Origin of the sequence: Streptomyces sp. NPDC057877, from assembly GCF_042796855.1 — a bacterium.
Classification (GTDB): domain Bacteria; phylum Actinomycetota; class Actinomycetes; order Streptomycetales; family Streptomycetaceae; genus Streptomyces.
This window is the reverse complement of record NZ_JBHVMS010000002.1, coordinates 151,432-169,892: the sequence shown is the minus strand read 5'-3', so window position 1 is coordinate 169,892 and position 18,461 is coordinate 151,432. Positions and strand designations below refer to the sequence as shown.

General features: G+C 72.3%; 22 protein-coding genes. 13 read left to right on the top strand and 9 right to left on the bottom strand.

Going from position 1 to position 18,461, the window contains the following annotated elements; translation table 11 throughout:
- The first annotated feature begins 21 nt into the window (after nucleotides 1–21).
- From ACFVQG_RS04680 to ACFVQG_RS04670, 3 genes are all read left to right on the top strand, one after another.
- The gene (locus tag ACFVQG_RS04680; protein WP_383376815.1) at nucleotides 22–621 is read left to right on the top strand and encodes a histidine phosphatase family protein; all 600 of its coding nucleotides are present in this window, start codon (nucleotides 22–24) and stop codon (nucleotides 619–621) included.
- Nucleotides 622–689: 68 nt separating this feature from the next.
- Complete coding sequence (locus ACFVQG_RS04675; RefSeq protein ID WP_383376814.1) at nucleotides 690–1,310, top strand: hypothetical protein; 621 nt, start codon at nucleotides 690–692, stop codon at nucleotides 1,308–1,310.
- Nucleotides 1,311–1,369: 59 nt separating this feature from the next.
- Nucleotides 1,370–1,792 (top strand): acyl-CoA thioesterase, encoded by a 423-nt coding sequence (locus ACFVQG_RS04670; RefSeq protein ID WP_383376812.1) that lies wholly within the window; start codon nucleotides 1,370–1,372, stop codon nucleotides 1,790–1,792.
- Here the strand turns inward: ACFVQG_RS04670 and ACFVQG_RS04665 are convergent.
- Together ACFVQG_RS04665 and ACFVQG_RS04660 are read right to left on the bottom strand one after the other, a co-directional pair.
- Complete coding sequence (locus tag ACFVQG_RS04665) at nucleotides 1,747–3,042, bottom strand: sensor histidine kinase (protein WP_383376810.1); 1,296 nt, start codon at nucleotides 3,040–3,042, stop codon at nucleotides 1,747–1,749. The genes ACFVQG_RS04670 and ACFVQG_RS04665 overlap by 46 nt on opposite strands.
- Nucleotides 3,039–3,695 (bottom strand): response regulator transcription factor, encoded by a 657-nt coding sequence (locus ACFVQG_RS04660; RefSeq protein ID WP_383376808.1) that lies wholly within the window; start codon nucleotides 3,693–3,695, stop codon nucleotides 3,039–3,041. Before ACFVQG_RS04660 ends, ACFVQG_RS04665 begins: the two co-directional genes overlap by 4 nt.
- A gap of 187 nt (nucleotides 3,696–3,882) precedes the next feature.
- Between ACFVQG_RS04660 and ACFVQG_RS04655 the strand changes: the two genes are divergently transcribed.
- The 6 genes from ACFVQG_RS04655 (at nucleotide 3,883) to ACFVQG_RS04630 (ending at nucleotide 8,587) form a co-directional block, all read left to right on the top strand.
- Nucleotides 3,883–4,392 carry a hypothetical protein gene (locus tag ACFVQG_RS04655; RefSeq protein ID WP_383376806.1) on the top strand — a complete coding sequence of 170 codons (510 nt, stop codon included), beginning with the start codon at nucleotides 3,883–3,885 and terminating at the stop codon, nucleotides 4,390–4,392.
- The gene (locus tag ACFVQG_RS04650) at nucleotides 4,385–5,569 is read left to right on the top strand and encodes an efflux RND transporter periplasmic adaptor subunit (protein ID WP_383376804.1); all 1,185 of its coding nucleotides are present in this window, start codon (nucleotides 4,385–4,387) and stop codon (nucleotides 5,567–5,569) included. The genes ACFVQG_RS04655 and ACFVQG_RS04650 overlap by 8 nt, the downstream gene beginning before the upstream one ends.
- On the top strand, nucleotides 5,566–6,273 hold the full coding sequence (locus ACFVQG_RS04645; RefSeq protein WP_383376802.1) for an ABC transporter ATP-binding protein: 708 nt from the start codon (nucleotides 5,566–5,568) through the stop codon (nucleotides 6,271–6,273). Before ACFVQG_RS04650 ends, ACFVQG_RS04645 begins: the two co-directional genes overlap by 4 nt.
- On the top strand, nucleotides 6,270–7,499 hold the full coding sequence (locus ACFVQG_RS04640; RefSeq protein WP_383376800.1) for an ABC transporter permease: 1,230 nt from the start codon (nucleotides 6,270–6,272) through the stop codon (nucleotides 7,497–7,499). The genes ACFVQG_RS04645 and ACFVQG_RS04640 overlap by 4 nt, the downstream gene beginning before the upstream one ends.
- Before the next feature lie 167 nt (nucleotides 7,500–7,666).
- Complete coding sequence (locus ACFVQG_RS04635) at nucleotides 7,667–7,888, top strand: hypothetical protein (RefSeq protein WP_383376798.1); 222 nt, start codon at nucleotides 7,667–7,669, stop codon at nucleotides 7,886–7,888.
- Nucleotides 7,889–7,930: 42 nt separating this feature from the next.
- Nucleotides 7,931–8,587, top strand: coding sequence for an exonuclease (locus ACFVQG_RS04630; RefSeq protein ID WP_383376797.1), 657 nt, complete (start codon nucleotides 7,931–7,933; stop codon nucleotides 8,585–8,587).
- Here ACFVQG_RS04630 and ACFVQG_RS04625 read toward each other — a convergent pair.
- From ACFVQG_RS04625 to ACFVQG_RS04595, 7 genes are all read right to left on the bottom strand, one after another.
- Entirely contained in the window at nucleotides 8,550–9,956 is a 1,407-nt protein-coding gene (locus tag ACFVQG_RS04625) for a nucleobase:cation symporter-2 family protein (protein WP_383376795.1), read from the bottom strand. The two genes, ACFVQG_RS04630 and ACFVQG_RS04625, sit on opposite strands and share 38 nt — an antisense overlap.
- 218 nt (nucleotides 9,957–10,174) lie before the next feature.
- Nucleotides 10,175–11,554, bottom strand: coding sequence for an 8-oxoguanine deaminase (locus ACFVQG_RS04620; RefSeq protein ID WP_383376793.1), 1,380 nt, complete (start codon nucleotides 11,552–11,554; stop codon nucleotides 10,175–10,177).
- Between the two features lie 108 nt (nucleotides 11,555–11,662).
- Nucleotides 11,663–12,586, bottom strand: a complete 924-nt coding sequence (gene pucL, locus ACFVQG_RS04615; RefSeq protein ID WP_383376791.1) for a factor-independent urate hydroxylase — start codon at nucleotides 12,584–12,586, stop codon at nucleotides 11,663–11,665.
- Nucleotides 12,587–12,590: 4 nt separating this feature from the next.
- Entirely contained in the window at nucleotides 12,591–12,986 is a 396-nt protein-coding gene (gene uraH / locus ACFVQG_RS04610) for a hydroxyisourate hydrolase (RefSeq protein ID WP_383376789.1), read from the bottom strand.
- Nucleotides 12,987–12,993: 7 nt separating this feature from the next.
- Nucleotides 12,994–13,503: a 2-oxo-4-hydroxy-4-carboxy-5-ureidoimidazoline decarboxylase gene (gene uraD / locus ACFVQG_RS04605; protein ID WP_383376787.1), complete on the bottom strand. Its 510-nt coding sequence runs from the start codon at nucleotides 13,501–13,503 to the stop codon at nucleotides 12,994–12,996.
- Nucleotides 13,504–13,624: 121 nt separating this feature from the next.
- Nucleotides 13,625–13,936 (bottom strand): helix-turn-helix domain-containing protein, encoded by a 312-nt coding sequence (locus ACFVQG_RS04600; protein WP_383377924.1) that lies wholly within the window; start codon nucleotides 13,934–13,936, stop codon nucleotides 13,625–13,627.
- Nucleotides 13,937–13,983: 47 nt separating this feature from the next.
- The gene (locus ACFVQG_RS04595; protein WP_383376785.1) at nucleotides 13,984–14,235 is read right to left on the bottom strand and encodes a hypothetical protein; all 252 of its coding nucleotides are present in this window, start codon (nucleotides 14,233–14,235) and stop codon (nucleotides 13,984–13,986) included.
- 169 nt (nucleotides 14,236–14,404) lie between these two features.
- On the opposite strand from ACFVQG_RS04595, the gene ACFVQG_RS04590 reads away from it, so the two are divergent.
- The 4 genes from ACFVQG_RS04590 (at nucleotide 14,405) to ACFVQG_RS04575 (ending at nucleotide 18,378) form a co-directional block, all read left to right on the top strand.
- Complete coding sequence (locus ACFVQG_RS04590; protein ID WP_383376783.1) at nucleotides 14,405–15,226, top strand: TIM barrel protein; 822 nt, start codon at nucleotides 14,405–14,407, stop codon at nucleotides 15,224–15,226.
- A gap of 28 nt (nucleotides 15,227–15,254) precedes the next feature.
- Nucleotides 15,255–16,169, top strand: a complete 915-nt coding sequence (locus ACFVQG_RS04585) for a 2-hydroxy-3-oxopropionate reductase (RefSeq protein WP_383376781.1) — start codon at nucleotides 15,255–15,257, stop codon at nucleotides 16,167–16,169.
- Nucleotides 16,170–16,330: 161 nt separating this feature from the next.
- Nucleotides 16,331–17,818, top strand: a complete 1,488-nt coding sequence (locus ACFVQG_RS04580) for a catalase (protein WP_383376779.1) — start codon at nucleotides 16,331–16,333, stop codon at nucleotides 17,816–17,818.
- A 311-nt stretch (nucleotides 17,819–18,129) separates the two neighbouring features.
- A complete protein-coding gene (locus ACFVQG_RS04575; protein WP_383376777.1) occupies nucleotides 18,130–18,378 on the top strand; it encodes a hypothetical protein in 249 nt (82 codons plus the stop codon).
- Nucleotides 18,379–18,461 lie beyond the last annotated feature (83 nt).

Genomic DNA, 18,461 nt, shown 5'->3' with positions numbered 1-18,461 from the left:
ACGCGGCTTAGCCTGAACCCCATGGCTGATCTCTTTCTCGTCCGGCACGGTGAGACCGAATGGTCGCGCTCCGGGCGGCACACCGGACTGACGGACGTCCCCCTCACCGAGCACGGCCGGGCGGAGGCGCGGCTGCTGGCGCCGTTGATCAGGTCGCACCGGATCGGCGTCGCCTTCGTGAGCCCCTCGCAGCGGGCCCGGGAGACGGCGGAGCTGATCGGGCTGACGGACCTTCGGGTCGACGCGGACCTGCACGAGTGGGACTACGGGGCGTACGAGGGGATCACGACCGTCGAGATCCTCCGCGAGCGGCCGGGGTGGTTCCTGTTCACCGACGGGGTGGAGGCCGGTCCGCCCGAGCACCCCGGGGAGAGCCCGAAGGAGGTCGGTGAGCGGGCCGACCGGATGCTGTCCAAGGTGCACGCGGGGCTCGCGAACAACGAGGGGTGCGTGGTGCTGGTGGCGCACGGGCACTTCCTGCGGGTGCTGGCGGCACGGTGGCTGGGGCTGCCGCCCGCCGACGGGGCGCTGTTCCAGCTGGCGACCGGGACGGTGAGCCGGTTGAGCACCGAGCACGGGCGGCCGGTGATCGCCGGGTGGAATGTCAGACCCGGGTCGTAGCCTTCCTGGCAGTGGGGTGACCGCCGCCGTCCGGGCGGGAGGGCGCCCCCGACCGGAGGGAGCACGCCGTGACACGACCGCCGACCGCCGCGCAACGGCGTGTGATCGACGCCGCCGACCCGGTCACCGGCCGCCTGCGCGGCGGTACGCAGGCACAGCTCGCGGCGCTGGTGCAGCGGGGGCTCGCCTTCCGGCACCCCCGGCCGCCGCACGACCACTTCCTGACCCCGGCCGGGCACCGCATGCGCGAGGAACCGGCCCCCGGGCAGAAGCCCGCCGAGCCCACCGGGGTCTTCACCGCGCGGGTCGGCGGTGCACAGGAGCCGTCCGCGCCCGGACGCACCCGCGAGGTGCACAGTGCCTGGCAGGGGCTGGTCGAGCTGCGCCGGATGACCAACCCGGACGGGGCGACGGACCGGCCCTGCGGCTGGGAGCGGACGCATCTGGCGCAGGCCGCCGCGCTCGCGCTGGAGGCGGCCGGACACCGCCCGGCGGGTCCCGACGGCGACGGGGACGGCTACCGGGTGCGCGCGACCCCGCAGCCCGAGGCCGTCGCCGTGTACCAGCCGGACACCGAGGCGCTGCGCGCGTGCGCGGCGACGCTGGAGCGGGCGGGCTGGCAGACCGGCGAGCACACCGAGCCTCGTACGCGCGCTCGCTATCTGCTGGCTTCGCCGCGCCGGGCGTGACCGGCGTGCCAAGATCGGTGCAGAGAGCGTCGATGGCGAGAACGCACTGAGGGGAAGTCGTGAGCGAGCCGTTTTCCGTACCGGTCACCGTCCGTGGCTACGAGACCGACATACAGGGGCACCTCAACCAGGCCGTGTACATCAACTACGCCGAGCACGCCCGCTGGTCGCTGCTGCAGGCGGCCGGGATCACCCAGAGCGGCCTGATAGGCAAGGGCATCGGCCCCGTCGCCCTGGAGACGACCATCCGCTACAGGCGTGAGCTGCTCGCCGGTGACGAGGTCGAGGTGACCTGCGCCTTCGAGTGGGGCGACGGCAAGACGTTCCGGATCGAGCAGCGGATCGTCAGGGCGGACGGCACGGTGGCCGCCGAGCTGACCGCCGTCGGCGGGCTGCTGGACCTGAGGGAACGCAAGCTGGTGGCCCATCCGCAGGCCTACTTCAAGGAGCTGGCGACCGACCCGGCCCTGTTCGGGCTCTGAGCGTCCCCGGTGTCCGGCTCGCGGGGCAGCCGCACCGTCACCGTCAGCCCGCCGCCCTCCCGGGGCACCGCGCTCACCTCACCGCCGTGGGCGCGGGCGATGGCCCGCACGATGGACAGCCCGAGGCCCGCGCCCTTCCCGGTGACCACCCGCTCGGCGCCGAGACGGCGGAAGGGCTCGAACAGCGAGGGCACCTCGTACGGCGGCACCGGCGGCCCGGTGTTGCTGACGACCAGCTCGACCCGGTCGGCGTCCGGCGCCCTGGTCACCACCCGGACCCGGCCGCCGTCGCCGGTGTTGTGCCGTACGCCGTTCTCGACGAGGTTGTGGGCCAGCCGCTCCAGCAGCAGCGCGTCGCCGAGGGTGGGCGCCTCCGCGGACTCCTCGTCGAGGGTGATCCCGGCGCGGGCCGCCTCCGGGGCGCACTGCGCGACCACATGGGTGACCACGTCGGCCAGGTCCACCGGCAGCCGCTCGGCGACCTCGTGCTCCGAGCGCGCCAGCAGCAGCAGTCCGCTGATCAGCCGCTCGTGGCGGGCGTTGATCTCCAGCAGGTCCGTGCCGAGCCGGTGCACGTCCGGTGAGGCGGCCGGGCGGTGCATGGCCATCTCGACCAGGGCGCGGTTCAGCGTCAGCGGCGTCCGCAGCTCGTGCGAGGCGTTGGCGACGAAGCGGCGCTGTCCGTCGAAGGAGCGGTCGAGGCGTTCCACCATCGTGTCGAAGGTGTCGGCGAGGACCTTCACCTCGTCGTCGGGGCCGCGCAGCGCGATCCGCTCGTGCAGCCCCCGGTCGGCGGCGGGGGCGCCCGCGATCCGGCGCGCGGTGTCGGTGACCCGGTGCAGCGGCGCGAGGACCCGCCCGGCCAGCACCCAGCCGAGGACGGCCGCCGCACAGCCGACGACGCCGAGCGCGATGCCGCCCTGGGTGAGGAGGGAGGTGGTCGCCTCGTCGCGCCAGCGGTCGCGCTGTTCCTCCATCCACCGCTCCAGGTCCGCGCCGGGCGGCGGAGCGCTCAGGCCCGGACCGGAGCCGACCAGGGTCCGGGTCTCGTCGACGGGAGTACCGGAGGCGCTCGGGTCCGGCGACATCCGGGACACCACCTTCGTGCCCTGCCCGCCCAGCTGCTGCCCGAGCAGCGCGTAGGTGACGCCGAGCAGCAGCACGCCGCCGACCAGGAACAGACCGCCGTAGGTGAGGGTGAGACGGGCCCGCAGGCTGGTGTGGCGGGGCCGGAACCGGGTCCGCTTCACGGGATCCGGTACCCGACGCCGGTGACCGTCTCCACCACGGGCGGATCGCCCAGCTTGCGGCGGAGTTTGAGGACCGCGAGCCGTACCGCGCCGGTGAACGGGTCGGCGTGCTCGTCCCACGCCTTCTCCAGCAGTCGTTCCGCCGAGACGGCCGCGCCTTCGGCCCGCAGCAGCTCCGTGAGCACCGCGAACTCCTTCCTGGACAACGGGACGTAGCGGCTGCCCCGGAAGACCTCGCCGCGGGCCGGGTCGAGGGTGATGCCCGCCCGGCTCAGCACCGGCGGCACGGCGGGCCGGGACCTGCGGCCCAGCGCCAGGACGCGGGCGGCCAGTTCGGGGAAGGCGAACGGCTTGACGAGGTAGTCGTCGGCGCCGAGCGCGAGGCCCCGGACGCGGTCGGTGACCTCGGCGGCGGCCGTCAGCATCAGCACGCGCGTGGCGCACCGTGCCGCGACGAGTTCCCGGCAGACGTCGTCGCCGTGCACGACCGGCAGGTCCCGGTCCAGGACCACCACGTCGTAGTCGACCACACCGACGCGCTCAAGGGCGGCGCCGCCGTCGTACGCCAGGTCGACGGCGTGCGCCTGCCCCCGTAGCCACTCGGCGATCGTGTCGGCGAGCAGCGGTTCGTCCTCGACCACCAGGACCCGCATCCCGGGCCACCTCTCCGTGCGTCGCCGGTCGGGCCCGGCGGATGGGCTCACCGCAGGGTGCCGTACGGGCCGTTTCCGGGGCGTAAGCGCGAGCTGTGCGGCAGCAGGGCGTCCGCTGTGGAAACGGCGGGGAAACGCGCCGCCCGCTTCGCTTCTGGCCACAGATCCCGACACGAGGAGCACGGTGATGCGGATACGGACCGGCGGCGCCCGCGCGGCGCTGCCGTCGGCACTGCTGCTGGCGCTGACGCTGGCCGTCGGCGGCTGCGGCTCGGACGACGGCGACACGGACGCCGCGGCCGAGGTCGCGGCCGACGCGCAGGCGCAGGACGACATGACCGCCAAGTTCGTCGAGTGCCTGCGGGAGCAGGGCGTCGACGTGGCGGACCCCGGTGAGGGCGGAGGCATCCGCGTCCAGGGCCGGATGCCGAAGGAGGAGGTCGACGCGGCCATGGAGGCGTGCCGCGAGTTCAGCCCGGGGCAGCAGGGCGGCAGCCCGGACCCGGAGATCGAGGAGAAGATGCGCAGGATGGCGCAGTGCATGCGCGACAACGGGGTGGAGAACTTCCCCGACCCGGAGCCGGGCCGGGGCATCCAGATCGACCAGAGCATCGCGGGTGACCCGGACTTCGAGAAGGCGCAGAAGGCGTGCGAGAAGTACGCGCCGCAGGGCGGTCGTAGGTCGACCGATGGCTGAGGCGGCGACCGTGCCGAAGGAGGAACACGAGGAGACCGGAGCCGCGGCCGTGCGCACCGGGGAGCCGGAGCGCGAGCCCGCGCCCGCGCCCGGCCCGCGCCGTCGCCGTACCCGCCGGGTGCTGACCGCGCTCGGGGTGCTCGCCGCCGTGGGCGGCGCCGCGGCGGCCGGGGTCGGTCTCGGGGACCGCGGCGGGTCCGGCGGGCCGTCGGACGGCCAACTGCCGCCCGCCACGGCCAAGGTGACCCGCGAGACGCTGCAGGACAGCCAGACCGTGGACGGCGAGCTGGGGTACGGCACGTCGACGACCGCGACCGGCCGCGCCCCGGGCACGGTCACCCGGCTGCCGGACACCGGCGAGCGGATCACCCGGGGGGAGGCCCTGTACCGGGTGGACGACAAGCCCGTGGTGCTGCTGTACGGCACGGTCCCGGCGTACCGGGAACTGCGGCCCGGCGCCGAGGGCCGGGACGTGCGGCAGGTGGAGCGGAACCTCGAGGCCCTCGGCCACGACGGCTTCACCGTCGACGAGACCTACACCGAGGCGACCGCCGAGGCCGTACGGCAGTGGCAGGAGGACCTCGGTCTGGAGGAGACCGGCACGGTGCGGCCGGAGCGGGTGGTGTTCGCGCCCGCCGCCGTCCGGGTGGACGCCCTGCACACCGAGCAGGGCGCCACCACCGCCCCCGGCCAGAAGGTGCTGTCGTACACCGCCACCGCGCAGGCGGTGACCGTCGAACTCGACACCGCCGACCGGCGGCTGGCCGAGCCGGGCGCGGAGGTGACCGTGGAACTCCCCGACGGCACCCGCGTCGACGGCACGATCTCCGACGTCACGACCGAGATAGAGGCGGGCGACGGCGCCGCCGACGCGGAGCCCACCACCACCGTGAAGGTGCTGGTGGCCCTGGAGGGCGCCGAGGCGCAGAAGGCCGCCGCGTCCTACGTCCTGGCGTCGGTGGACGTGTCGTTCACGGTCGGGGAACGCGAGGACGTCCTGACGGTTCCGGTGGCCGCGCTGGTGGCGCTGCCGGAGGGCGGCTTCGGGGTGGAGGTCGTCGAGGGCGACGGCACCACGGCGTACGTCCCCGTGCAGACGGGCCTGTTCGCGGGCGGCCGGGTGGAGATCAGCGGTGACGGCATCACGGACGGTACGACGGTGGGGATGCCCGAATGATCGACCTCACCGACGTCACCAAGGTCTACCCGGGCGGGGTCACCGCGCTCGCCGGGGTCTCCCTGACCGTGGCGCACGGCGAACTCGTCGCCGTGGTCGGGCCGTCCGGGTCCGGCAAGTCGACGATGCTGCACATGCTCGGCACGCTCGACCGGCCCACGTCGGGCCGGGTGCGGATCGACGGCCACGACGCCGGGGCGCTGTCGGACGCGCGGCTGTCGGCGCTGCGGGCGCGGCGGATCGGGTTCGTGTTCCAGCAGTTCCATCTGGCGTCGGGGGCGTCGGCGCTGACGAACGTGGCCGACGGGCTGCTGTACTCCGGGCTGCGCCCGGCCGAACGGCGCCAGCGGGCCGCGGTCGCGCTGCGCCGGGTGGGCCTCGGCCACCGGCTGCACCACCCGCCGCACGCGCTGTCGGGCGGCGAGCGGCAGCGGGTCGCGGTCGCGCGCGCGGTGGCCGGTGAGCCCCCGCTGCTCCTGGCGGACGAGCCGACCGGGGCGCTGGACTCGGCGTCCGGCGCGGGCGTGATGACCCTGCTGCGGGAACTGAACGCCACCGGCACGACGGTCGTGATCATCACGCATGACCAGGAGATCGCCGCGTCGCTGCCGCGGCAGGTGCGGATGCGGGACGGACGCCTCGTCGAGGACACAGTGGTCGGACCCTCGGGGGCCGACCGCACGACGACGGGAGCGGTGCGATGACGGTGACCGTGTCGCCCGCCCCGGAGCGGGAGGTGCTGCGGCCCGCGCGGCTGCGCCCGGCCGATGTGGTCCGGGTCGGGGCCGTCGGGCTGCGGACGCGTCCGCTGCGGGCGTTCCTGTCGGCGCTGGGCATCGCGATCGGCATCGCCGCGATGGTCGCGGTGGTCGGCATCTCGTCGTCCTCGCGCGCCGATCTGGACCGGGCGCTGGCGGCGCTGGGCACCAACCTGCTCACCGTCGGCCCGGGCTCCACCCTGACCGGCGGCCAGGCCCAGCTCCCCACCGACGCCGAGCGGATGGTGGCCGGGATCGACGGGGTGGAGTCGGTGTCGGCGACCGGCCGGTTGCCGGACGCCAAGGTGTACCGCAGCGACCGCACCCCCGAGGTCGAGACGAACAGCCTGGCCACCTATGCCGCCCGCACCTCCCTGCGCGCCACGATCGGCGCCGAACTGGCCGACGGCACCTGGCTGAACGCGGCGACCGCCCGCTACCCGGCCGTGGTGCTGGGCGCGGCGGCGGCCGACCGGCTGGGCGTCGGCCACGCGGGCCAGGACACCCAGGTGCTGGTGGGGGACCGCTGGTTCACGGTGGTCGGCATCCTGGAGATCGCGCCCCTGGCCCCGGAGCTGGACTCCGCGGCGCTGATCGGCTGGCCGGTCGCGGAGCGGGAGCTGGGCTTCGACGGCCATGCCACGACGGTCTACACCCGTTCGGCGGAGGCGAGCGTGGAGTCGGTCCGCGACGTCCTCGCCGCCACCGCCAACCCGGAGGCACCCAGCGAGGTGGAGGTCTCGCGCCCGTCCGACGCGCTGGCCGCCCAGCGCGCCACCGACGAGGCGTTCACGGGGCTGCTGCTGGGCCTGGGCGCGGTGGCGCTGCTGGTCGGCGGCGTGGGGGTGGCCAACACCATGGTGATCTCGGTGCTGGAGCGCCGGGCCGAGATCGGGCTGCGCCGTTCCCTCGGCGCGACCCGTGGCCAGATCCGCGGCCAGTTCCTCGCCGAGTCCCTGCTGCTGTCGGCGCTGGGCGGGGCGGGCGGCGCGGTCCTGGGCCTGGCGGTGACCTCCGGGTACGCCCTGTACCAGGGCTGGCCGACGGCCGTACCGGCGTGGGCGCTGGCGGGTGGGGTGGCGGCCACGCTGGTCATCGGTGGTCTGGCGGGGCTCTACCCGGCGATCCGGGCGGCCCGGCTGTCGCCCACGGAGGCGCTGGCGGCCCCCTGAGGGGAGTGCGGGGCCCGGTGGGGCTCCGCACTCCGCATCCACCTCTCAACTGCCCTCAAGTCTGGCTGAGTTCGACGTCACAGCACGGCAAGAAGCAGGCACCATGGATGTCACAGCGCCGGTCGAGACTGCTCGGTGAGCGGTGAGGCGATCCAACGGGGGCTCGCATGAACGACTACACGCCCACAATCGACGACCTCGTGTTCGACGAGGCGACCACCAGGGTCGGCCGGGTCGTCGACAGAGTCGGCCCGTACTGGCAGTTGAAGCCGCCGGGCGGCGGTCGTGAGTGGGACGCGCACGGCCCACTGCGCCCGGCCACCCCGGCGGAACGCCTGTCCTGCGGGGTCGCCCTGGCCAACGCCCGCAGCCGGGGCGGGAGGCACTGAACCCACCGGCAATGCGGCTGCGGGAGGCCGCGTCGGCCTGCGATGCCGCGGCCCCATGGCCGCAACACGCATCAAGCCCAGCCTCTGTGTCTCGTCGACATCGAGGCCGACGGCCCCATCCCGGGCCCGTACTCCATGCTGAGCCTCGGCGCCGCGGTGGCCGGGACACAGGACGCCGACGGGTTCACCGCGGCCGATCCCACCCGGCGGACCTTCTACCGTGAACTGCACCCCATCAGCGAGGAGTTCGTGCCCGAGGCGCTGGCGGTGAGCGGACTCGACCGGCGGCGCCTCGGGGCGGAGGGCAGCGATCCGGCCGCCGCGCTCACCCAGTTCACCCGCTGGGTGCGGGAGGTGAGCGGCACGGCACAGCCGGTGATGTGCGGCTACCCGGCGTCGTACGACTGGACCTTTCTGTACTGGTACCTGATCCGTTACACCGGTGCGAGCCCTTTCGGCCATTCCGGGTGCCTGGACATGAAGACGCTGTACGCGACCAAGGCGGGGCTGCCGTTGCGGGCGGTGGGCAAGAGGACGATGCCGCGCGAACTGCTGTCCGAGCGTCGGCACACCCTCCCCCAAGCTCTCGACTGTGCTCGAGCAGGGGGTACCCCCATCGCCCTGGACGACGCGACCGAACAGGCGGAGCTGTTCGCCAGCCTCATGGCGTGGCCGGGGCCTTCCGACCCGCCCCGGTGATCTCCTCCCCCGCCTCCATGGGATGGGTGACGTCCGCCGCGTCCCGGTCGCGGCCCAGGTGGTTGAAGACCAGGTTGAGCAGGACGGCGGTGACGCAGCCCGTGGAGATGCCGGAGTCGAGGACGATCTTCGCCGTCTCCGGGAAGGCGTGGTAGAACTCCGGCGCGGTGATCGGGATGATGCCGACGGCGAGCGACACGGCCACGATCAGTACGTTGTTGTCCTTGTCGAGGCCAGCCCTGACCAGGGTCTGGATGCCGCTGGCCGCCACCGAGCCGAACAGCACGACGCCCGCGCCGCCGAGCACCGGACGGGGTACGACGGCGATGAGCGAGGCGGCCACGGGACACAGGCCCAGCAGGACGAGGAAGCCGCCGCCCATGGCGACGACGAAGCGGCTGCGGATCCTCGTCATCGCGACCAGGCCGATGTTCTGGGCGAAGGCGCTGCACATGAAGCCGTTGAACAGCGGGCTGACGGCCGAGCCGAGGGTGTCCGCGCGCAGGCCCGCGGCGATGGTCTTCTCGTCGGCCGGGCGGTCGACGATCTCGCCCAGCGCCAGCATGTCCGCGGTGGACTCGGTCATGGACACCACCATCAGCACGCACAGGGAGATGATCGCCGCTATCTGGAACTGCGGGGCGCCGAAGTGGAACGGCGTCGGGAAGCCCACGACGTCCGCCTCCGCGACCGGGGAGAAGTCGGTGACGCCGAGCGGGATGGCGAGTACCGTGCCCGCGACCAGGCCGAGGAGTACGGCGATCTGCTTGACGAAGCCGCGGGTGAAGCGGCGCAGGAGCAGGACGACGAGGAGGGTGGCGCCCGCGAGGCCCAGGTTGGTGGCCGAGCCGTAGTCGTCGGCCGTGGGGCTCGCGCCCTGGGCCCAGCCGAAGGCGACCGGGAGCAGGGAGATGCCGATGAGGGTGATGACGGTACCGGTGACGACCGGCGGGAAGAAGCGGATCGCCTTGCTGAAGAAGGGCGCCGCGAAGAAGCCCAGGAGGCCCGCGACGATGACCGCGCCGAAGATGACCGGCAGCGCGTCGTCCTTGTCGCCGGTGGAGTCGACGATGGCGAGCATGGGGGCGACCCCGGCGAAGGTGACGCCGTTGACGAAGGGCAGCCGGGCGCCGATGTTCCAGATGCCGAGCGTCTGGAGGAAGGTGGCCAGGCCCGCGGTGAACAGGCAGGCGCCGGTGAGGAAGGTGAGTTCGGTGCCGGTCAGGCCTATGGCCGCGCCGACAATCAGGGGCGGGGCGACGACGCCCGCGTACATGGCGGCCACGTGTTGCAGGCCGCTGGTCGCCATCTTGAGGGCGGGGAGTTTCTCGTCCACCGGATGGGTGGGGTGAACTGGTGGGGCGGACACGGCGGCTCTCCTCCGGTCGGTTACACGTCGGCTCTGACGTGGGTGTCAGGGAGGTGGTGCGTGTACTGCAGCGGTCGTGCGGGACCGGGGGACGGGGGGACCGTACGCCGGGGCGCGCGCGTTCCACGCGCGCCCCGGGGTCGGCGCCGTGGGCCCCGCTCGGGTCCACGGCTACCGGCCGGGAGCCGTCCCTCCCGGCCGGAGTCATCAGATGCGGCTCAGCCCCGCGCGGCGATCCGCGCCAGCCGCTGTGCCTGGGCCCGCGTCGAGCGGGCGATCTCGTCCTCGTCGACGGTGAGCAGCCGTCCGTCCTCGACGATCTGCTCGCCGTTCACGAAGGACGCGGTGACCGGGGCCGCCGCGCCGAAGACCAGCGCGGTGACGGGGTCGGCGATGGAGGCGTGGGCGAGGGTGTCCAGCCGCCACAGCACCAGGTCGGCCAGCTTGCCGGGCTCCAGGGAGCCGGTCTCGGCGGCCCGGCCGAGGACTTGCGCGCCGCCGTACGTTCCGAGGCGCAGCGCCTGCCGGGCGTTCAGCGCGGCCTCCTTGTGGGCGCCGAGGCGGTTGATGAGGAGGGCGTTGCGCAGTTCGGTGTGGAGTTCTCCGGACTCGTTGGAGGCGGTGCCGTCGACGCCGAGGCCGACCGGGACACCGGCCGCCAGCATGTCGGGGACGCGGGCGATGCCCGCCGCGAGCCGGGCGTTGGACGACGGGCAGTGGGCGACACCGGTCTTCGTACGGGCGAAGGCGGCGATGTCGGAGTCGTTCATGTGGACGCAGTGGGCCATCCACACGTCCTCGCCGAGCCAGCCGGTGGACTCGAAGTAGTCGGTCGGTCCCATGCCGAACAGTTCGTGGCAGAACGTCTCCTCCTCGACGGTCTCCGAGCCGTGGGTGTGCAGCCGCACGCCGAGGCGCCGGGCCAGCTCGGCCCCCTCGCGCAGGAGTTCGGTGGAGACGGAGAACGGGGAGCAGGGGGCCACCGCCACCTGGGTCATCGCGTCGAAGGAGGCGTCGTGGTACCGCTTGACGGTCTCCTCGGTGGCGGCGAGCGCGCCCTCGAGGGTCTCGACGGCGAAGTCCGGGGGCAGGCCGCCGTCCTTCTCGCTGCGGTCCATGGAGCCACGGGCGAGGGTGAAGCGGACACCCGTCTCGCGGGCGGCGCGGATGACGGCGCCGGACAGGTCGCCGGAGCCGCGCGGGTAGACGTAGTGGTGGTCCATGGCGGTGGTGACGCCGCCGCGGGCCATCATCGCGAGGGAGCCCTGCGCCGCCGCGTACACCATCGGCTCGTCGATGCGCGCCCAGGTCGGATAGAGGGCGACGAGCCAGTGGAAGAGGTTGTGGTCGGTGGCCAGGCCCCGGGTGATCCACTGGTAGTAGTGGTGGTGGGTGTTGACCAGGCCGGGGGTCACGAGGTGGCCGCTGGCGTCGATGCGGCGGACGACGTTCTCCAGGCCCTCGGGGGCCCGGCCCGCGCCGAGCGACTCGACGCGGTTGCCCGCGATGACCAGGTGCCCGTCCGGGTACTCGGTGTCGCTCGCGTCGACGGTCGCGATCGCGCAGTTCTCGATGACGGTGCGCCGGTCTGCTGCCATGGTGCGTCCTTTGCGCTGGGTGGAGAGGGCACGGCAGGACCCTGGGAGGTTTGAGTGCCGTGGCCGACGAGGTACCCCGTCGGCCACGGGTGCCGATATACGCGGTTTCTACAGGTTCGTGAGGTCGACCGGGATCTTCTGCTCGCAGCCGTCCCGCAGGATCGTCGCCTCGATCAGGCCGTAGGGGCGGTCGGCGGCGAAGTAGACCTCGTTGTCGTTCTTCAGCCCGAACGGCTCGAGGTCGACGAGGAAGTGGTGCTTGTTGGGGAGGGAGAAGCGGACCTCGTCGATCTCGCCGCGGTGGTTGATGATCCGCGAACCCATCTGGTACAGCGTCTGCTGGAGGGAGAGCGAGTAGGTCTCGGCGAAGGCCTGGAGCATGTGCTTCCTGGTCTGCTCGTAGGACTTCTCCCAGTTCGGCATCCTCTGCTCGTCGTCGGTCCAGTTGAACCGCCAGCGGCCGGAGACCTGGGTGGCGAGGATGCGGTCGTACGCCTCCTGCAGCGTCGTGTACTCGTCCTTGACGTAGCCCCGGAACTCGGAGTTGGTCGAGTTCATCACGACGAGGTCCTTGAGGCCGGAGATGACCTCCCAGGACTCACCGTCGTAGGTGATCTGCGTGACCCGTGTCTCCTGCCCCTTCCGTACGAACGAGTGCTTGACCTCGTCGGCGCCGATGGACTTCGAGTTGGCGTCGGAGGTCTCGATCCGCTCCCAGGCGTGTTCCTCGATGCGGATGCGGGCGCGGTGGATGGGCCGCTGGCTGGTGACGAAGTGCCGGGCGAGGTGGATGCCGAACTGCTCGGCGGAGTCGATGCCGTGCTCCTTGGCGAACGCGTACACCGTGTTCTTGGTGGTGTCGGTCGGCAGGACGTTGGCGTTGGAGCCGGAGTAGTGGACCTCGTCCATGTCGCCGGAGAGGGCGACCGAGACGTTCAGGTCCTTGATGTGGTGGGTGGCGCCGTCCCGCGTGATCCTTACGACGCGGTTCTCCGCCTTGCCGTACTGGTTCTGGCCGAGAATCGTGGGCATGTAGCTAGCTCCCTCGGTAAACGGAGTAGCCGAACGGGTTGAGCAGCAGCGGTACGTGGTAGTGCTCGCCGGGCACGACGGCGAACGTGATCGCCACCTCCGGGAAGAACACCGCGGGGCCGCTGTCCCGATTCGCGGGGGCGTCCTGCTGCGCATCGGCTTGCTTCTTCTGGAAGTACGGCTCCACCGCGAAGTCGAGCCGTACGTGGGTGGTGCCCTCCGGCAGCGCCGGGAGGTCCTTGCACCGGCCGTCCGCGTCGGTCGCGGAGCCGCCGAGCGCCCGCCAGTCCGCGCCACGCCCGCTGCGGGCGGCGAGCTGGACGGCGACGCCCGCGGCGGGGCGGCCGAGGCTGGTGTCCAGGATGTGGGTGGACACGGAGGCGGAGGTGCGGGTGCTCATGGTGCTCTCAGTCCTCTTCGACGAGTCGGGCGAGCCGGATACGGTTGATCTTGCCCAGCTCGGTGCGGACGTTCTCGCGCTCCCGCTCCGGTGAGTTGCCGATCCGCTCCCTGACCGCGTCGCGCATCTGCTCGCCGGTCCGGCCGGTGGCGCAGATGAGGAAGACATGGCCGAACTTGTCCTGGTAGGCCAGGTTCAGTTCGAGCATCTCCGCCTTGAGTTCCTCCGGCGCTCCGGCCATGCCGCGCTGTTCCCGGGCCGAGGTGGGGTCGCCCGGCCTGGGGCGGCCGATGGGCGGATGACCGGCCATGGCCTCGTCGAGGTCGGCGGGGGTCAGCTCGGCCGTGGCGGCGTCGCTGGCGGCGTAGAGGTCGTCGGGGGTGGCGTACGGCCGGGCGCCGAGCAGCCGCTCGGCCCACGCCGTGGAGGCGCACGCCTCGTGGAGCGCGGCGAGGACCGTGTCCTTGTCACCGGCGTTGAGTCGGGCCAGACCCGGCGGCGTGGAAGTGGACGTCACGGGAGCCTCCGTGGCCTTGTGCTGAACGGGCTGCGGATAGCTAACGCGCTCCGCCAGACGACGTCAACACTTTGTTGAAAATTCCGGGTTACGAAACCCGGCCGCCCCCGCCACCCCGCGCTCAGACCCCTTTCTCACGGTTGAGGTAGTTGTAGACGGTGAAGCGGCTCACCCCGAGCGCGCTCGCCACGGTCTCCACGCCATGCCGCACGGAGAAGGCGCCGCGCGCCTCCAGGACCCGTACGACCTCCTGCTTCGCCTTGCGGTCCAGATCGGCGAGCGGCTTGCCCTTCTTGCGCTCCATGGCGGCCAGGATGTGATCCAGCGAGTCCGCCAGCTGCGGCAGCCGCACGGCGACGACATCGACCCCCTCCCAGGAGAGCACCACGTCGTCGGGCCCCGCCTCGTCGGGCGGGAGCATCTCCCCGCCCATGGCGTCCACCAGCGGCTTCACGGCCGTGATGAAGGGCTCGTCACCGGTCACCGGTCGCCCTCCTCGACCACGTTGACCTGAAGCGAGACACGCGTGGCACCCGCCTCGAGCGCCTTGCGCAGCAAGGCGTCCACGGCGGTGAGCACGGCATCCGCCCGCCCCTGCGCGGTGTTGCCGAACGGCCCGACATCCACCGCGTCCAACTCGGCCGCCTCGACGACCTCACGGGCGACCAGCGCGTGCGCGGGGGGCTCGTCGAGGTCGAAGGGCTCGGTCGTGAATTCCACTCTCAGTCGCACGCGCTCAAACTAACCCGCGGTGACGCGTTCCGCCGAGCCCTCTTGACAAGCCCGGACGCCCGACGGCAATCTTCCAATAAGCAGAAAGTTACTTCCGCAGTACGGAAGCCAGTACGGCACATGGTACGGAGTCCGGCCGGAAGCCGACCACGGAAGGGAGCGCCGCGCGATGGGATTCGCAGAGCAGCGCTTCAACGTCAACCTGTCGATCCTCTTCACGGAACTCCCGCTCCTGGAGCGCCCGGCGGCAGCCGCCGCTGCCGGTTTCGGCGCGGTCGAGCTGTGGTGGCCCTGGGTCGACAGCCCGACCCCCGAGGAGGGCGACCTCGACGCCCTGAGGCGGGCGATCGAGGACGCGGGCGTCCAGCTCACGGGGCTGAACTTCTACGCCGGTCAGTTGCCGGGTCCGGACCGGGGCGCCCTGTCGGTGCCGGGCGAGGAGTCGGCGAGGTTCCGCGCCAACGTCGATGTCGCCGCCGACTTCGCCCGGTCGCTGGGCTGCAAGGCCCTCAACGCCCTGTACGGCAACCGCGTCGAGGGCGTGGACCCGGCCGAACAGGACGCGCTGGCGCTGGAGAACCTGGTGCTGGCGGCGCGGGCCGCCGACCGGATCGGCGCCGTCCTGCTGGTCGAGGCGCTGAACGCGCCCGAGTCGCCGCGGTATCCGCTGGTGAGCGCACCCGCGGCGGTGGGGATCGTCGACAAGGTCAACGAGGCGACGGGGCTCGGCAACGCGAAGTTCCTGATGGACCTCTACCACTTGTCGATGAACGGCGAGGACCTCCCGTCGGTGATCGAGGAGTACGCGGCCAAGACCGGCCACGTCCAGATCGCCGACAACCCGGGCCGCGGCGCCCCCGGCACCGGCTCGCTGCCGCTGGCGGACCTCCTCGACCAGCTGAAGAAGGCCGGTTACGACGGCTGGGTCGGCCTGGAGTACAAGCCGGGCGACCGCCCCAGCGCCCAGGCGTTCGACTGGCTGTCCCGCTGACCCCCTGCACCGAGAGGCACCCCGAACCATGAGCAACCTCGCAGGATCCTCCCGCCCGGGCCGCCCGGCGATCGCCTGGATAGGCCTCGGCATCATGGGCTCCCCCATGTCCGAGAACCTGGTCAAGGCGGGCTACGACGTCACCGGCTTCACCCTGGAGCGGGAGAAGCTCGACCGGCTGGCCGCCGCCGGTGGCACCGCCGCCGCCTCCCTCGCCGAGGCGGTGCGGGACGCCGACGTGATCATCACGATGGTGCCCGCGTCACCGCAGGTCGAGGCCATCGCCTACGGCCCCGACGGCATCCTGGAGAACGCCCGCTCCGGCGCCCTGCTGATCGACATGTCCTCGATCACCCCCCAGACCTCCGTCGATCTCGCGAAGGCCGCCCGCGACCAGGGCATCCGGGTGCTCGACGCCCCCGTGTCCGGCGGTGAGGCCGGTGCGATCGAGGCCGTGCTGTCGATCATGGTCGGTGGCGAGCAGGCCGACTTCGACCAGGCCAAGCCGATCTTCGAGGCGCTGGGCAGGACCATCGTGCTGTGCGGTCCGCACGGCTCCGGGCAGACCGTGAAGGCCGCCAACCAGCTGATCGTCGCCGTCAACCTCCAGGCGTGCGCCGAGGCCGTGGTCTTCCTGGAGAAGTCGGGCGTGGACCTGAAGGCCGCCCTGGACGTGCTGAACGGCGGCCTCGCGGGCTCGACGGTCCTCACCCGCAAGAAGGACAACTTCCTGGCCCGCGACTTCAAGCCGGGCTTCCGCATCGACCTGCACCACAAGGACATGGGCATCGTCACCGACGCCGCCCGCAACGTCGGCGCGGCCCTGCCCGTCGGCGCCGTGGTCGCCCAACTGGTCGCCTCCCTGCGTGCGCAGGGCGACGGCGGGCTGGACCACTCCGCCCTGCTGCGGGCCGTGGAGCGCCTTTCCGGCGCCCAGCTCTAGACCTCCGGGCGGCGCCGTTCGCCGACACCTGTCCTGTCGCGCCCAGGCGGCGGCGCCGCCCGGAACCCCACTTCAACAAACTGTTGACGCCCTCCCCGCCCCCTCCTAGGCTCCACGAAGCGGAAACAGGTTTCCGCTGACAGTCGCACGGAAGGTCCACGATGTCGCAGCGCGTGCTCACCACCGAGTCCGGCGCACCGGTCGCCGACAACCAGAACTCCGCCACCGCAGGCGTCGGCGGCCCCCTCCTCCTCCAGGACCAGCACCTGCTGGAGAAGCTGGCGCGCTTCAACCGGGAGCGCGTCCCGGAGCGCGTCGTGCACGCCCGCGGCTCCGGCGCGTACGGCCACTTCGAGGTGACCGACGACGTCACCGGCTACACCCACGCCGACTTCCTGAGCACGATCGGCAGGCGCACCGAGGTGTTCGTGCGCTTCTCCACCGTCGCCGACTCGCTCGGCGGCGCGGACGCGGTCCGCGACCCGCGCGGCTTCGCCGTGAAGTTCTACACCAGGGAGGGCAATTACGACCTCGTCGGCAACAACACCCCGGTCTTCTTCATCAAGGACCCCATCAAGTTCCCCGACTTCATCCACTCCCAGAAGCGCGACCCTCCCCCACTGCCAAGAGGCGTGGGGGGACCCCTATCCGGCAGGCAGGAGCCGGACAACGTCTGGGACTTCTGGTCCCACTCCCCCGAGGCCACCCACCAGGTGACCTGGCTGATGGGCGACCGCGGCATCCCGGCGTCGTACCGGCACATGAACGGCTACGGCTCGCACACGTACCAGTGGACGAACAGCGCGGGCGAGGCCTTCTTCGTCAAGTACCACTTCAAGACCAACCAGGGCATCCGCTGCCTGTCCACCGAGCAGGCCCAGGAGCAGGCGGGCAAGGACCCCAACTCCCACCAGACGGACCTGCTCCAGGCGATCGAGCGGGGTGTGCACCCGTCCTGGACGCTGTATGTGCAGCTCATGCCCGCGGCGGAGGCGGCCGACTACCGTTTCCACCCGTTCGACCTGACCAAGGCGTGGCCGCACACCGACTACCCGCCGCACCGCGTGGGACGGCTGGTCCTCGACCGCAACCCGGACAACGTCTTCGCCGAGGTCGAGCAGGCCGCGTTCTCGCCGAACAACTTCGTGCCCGGCATCGGCCCGTCCCCGGACAAGATGCTGCAAGGCCGCCTGTTCGCCTACGCCGACGCCCACCGCTACCGCCTGGGCGTCAACCACACCCAGCTGGCCGTCAACGCCCCGCGTGCGACGACCGCCCACACCTACGGCCGCGACGGCCTGATGGCGGCCAACGCCCAGGGCCGCCACGCCAAGAACTACGAGCCGAACTCCTACGACGGCCCCGTGGAGACCGGCCGCCCCCTGTCGGCCCCGCTGGCCGTCACCGGCCACACCGGCACCCACGCGGCGCCCGCGCACACCAAGGACGACGACTTCTTCCAGGCGGGCGAGCTGTACCGGCTGATGTCCGCGGCAGAGCGGTCCCGTCTGGTCGCCACCATCGCGGGCGGTCTCTCCCAGGTCTCCCGGGACGACGTGATCGACCGGAACCTCGCCCACTTCCACGCCGCCGACCCGGAGTACGGCCGACGCGTGGAGGAGGCGGTCCGCGCCCTGCGCGAGGACTGAACGGCTCCCTGACCGCGTCCCGCCTCCGGTCGGTCCGGATGAGGGGTGATCGCCCGGCGACGGGCGGGGCGCGGACAGGGTGAGGACCGCGGCGGAGTGCGAGCCAGTGCGGTGGTGAAGGACCCGGGCGCCCCTTCTCGACCTGAGGGAAGGGCGCTTCGGATCCATCGCCTCCGCCGCGGTCCCGGCAGGAACCCGAAACCCTCACCGGCCGCAGGGCGCCGGACGCGGACGATCCCACCGGTCCCGCGTCCGGCGCCCTTCGGCCTGCCCGGGGTGCGAACCCGTGCCGTCCGCAGGACGCTGAAGGCATGGCACACCCGACACCGCATCCGCACATCGTGGTCCACTCCCCGGCCTTGGACGGCTCCCGGCGGGTCACGGAGGGCGACGAGACGCTGGGCATCGCCACGCACATCGACGACGTGAGCGAGATCCTGCGGCTGGCCGACCTCTACGTCACCGATGTCGAGGAGACGGACCTCATCGAGTGGCAGGGCGGCGGCCCCGACGACTGGCCGGGACTGTCGGAGCACCACGAGGAGCCGCACGGCGCATAAATCTGACATGAGCGCGTCTACGGCAGCGGGCGTACACCGGCTACGGAACCCTCAAATCAACCTCTGAACCCCGCCAAAGAGGC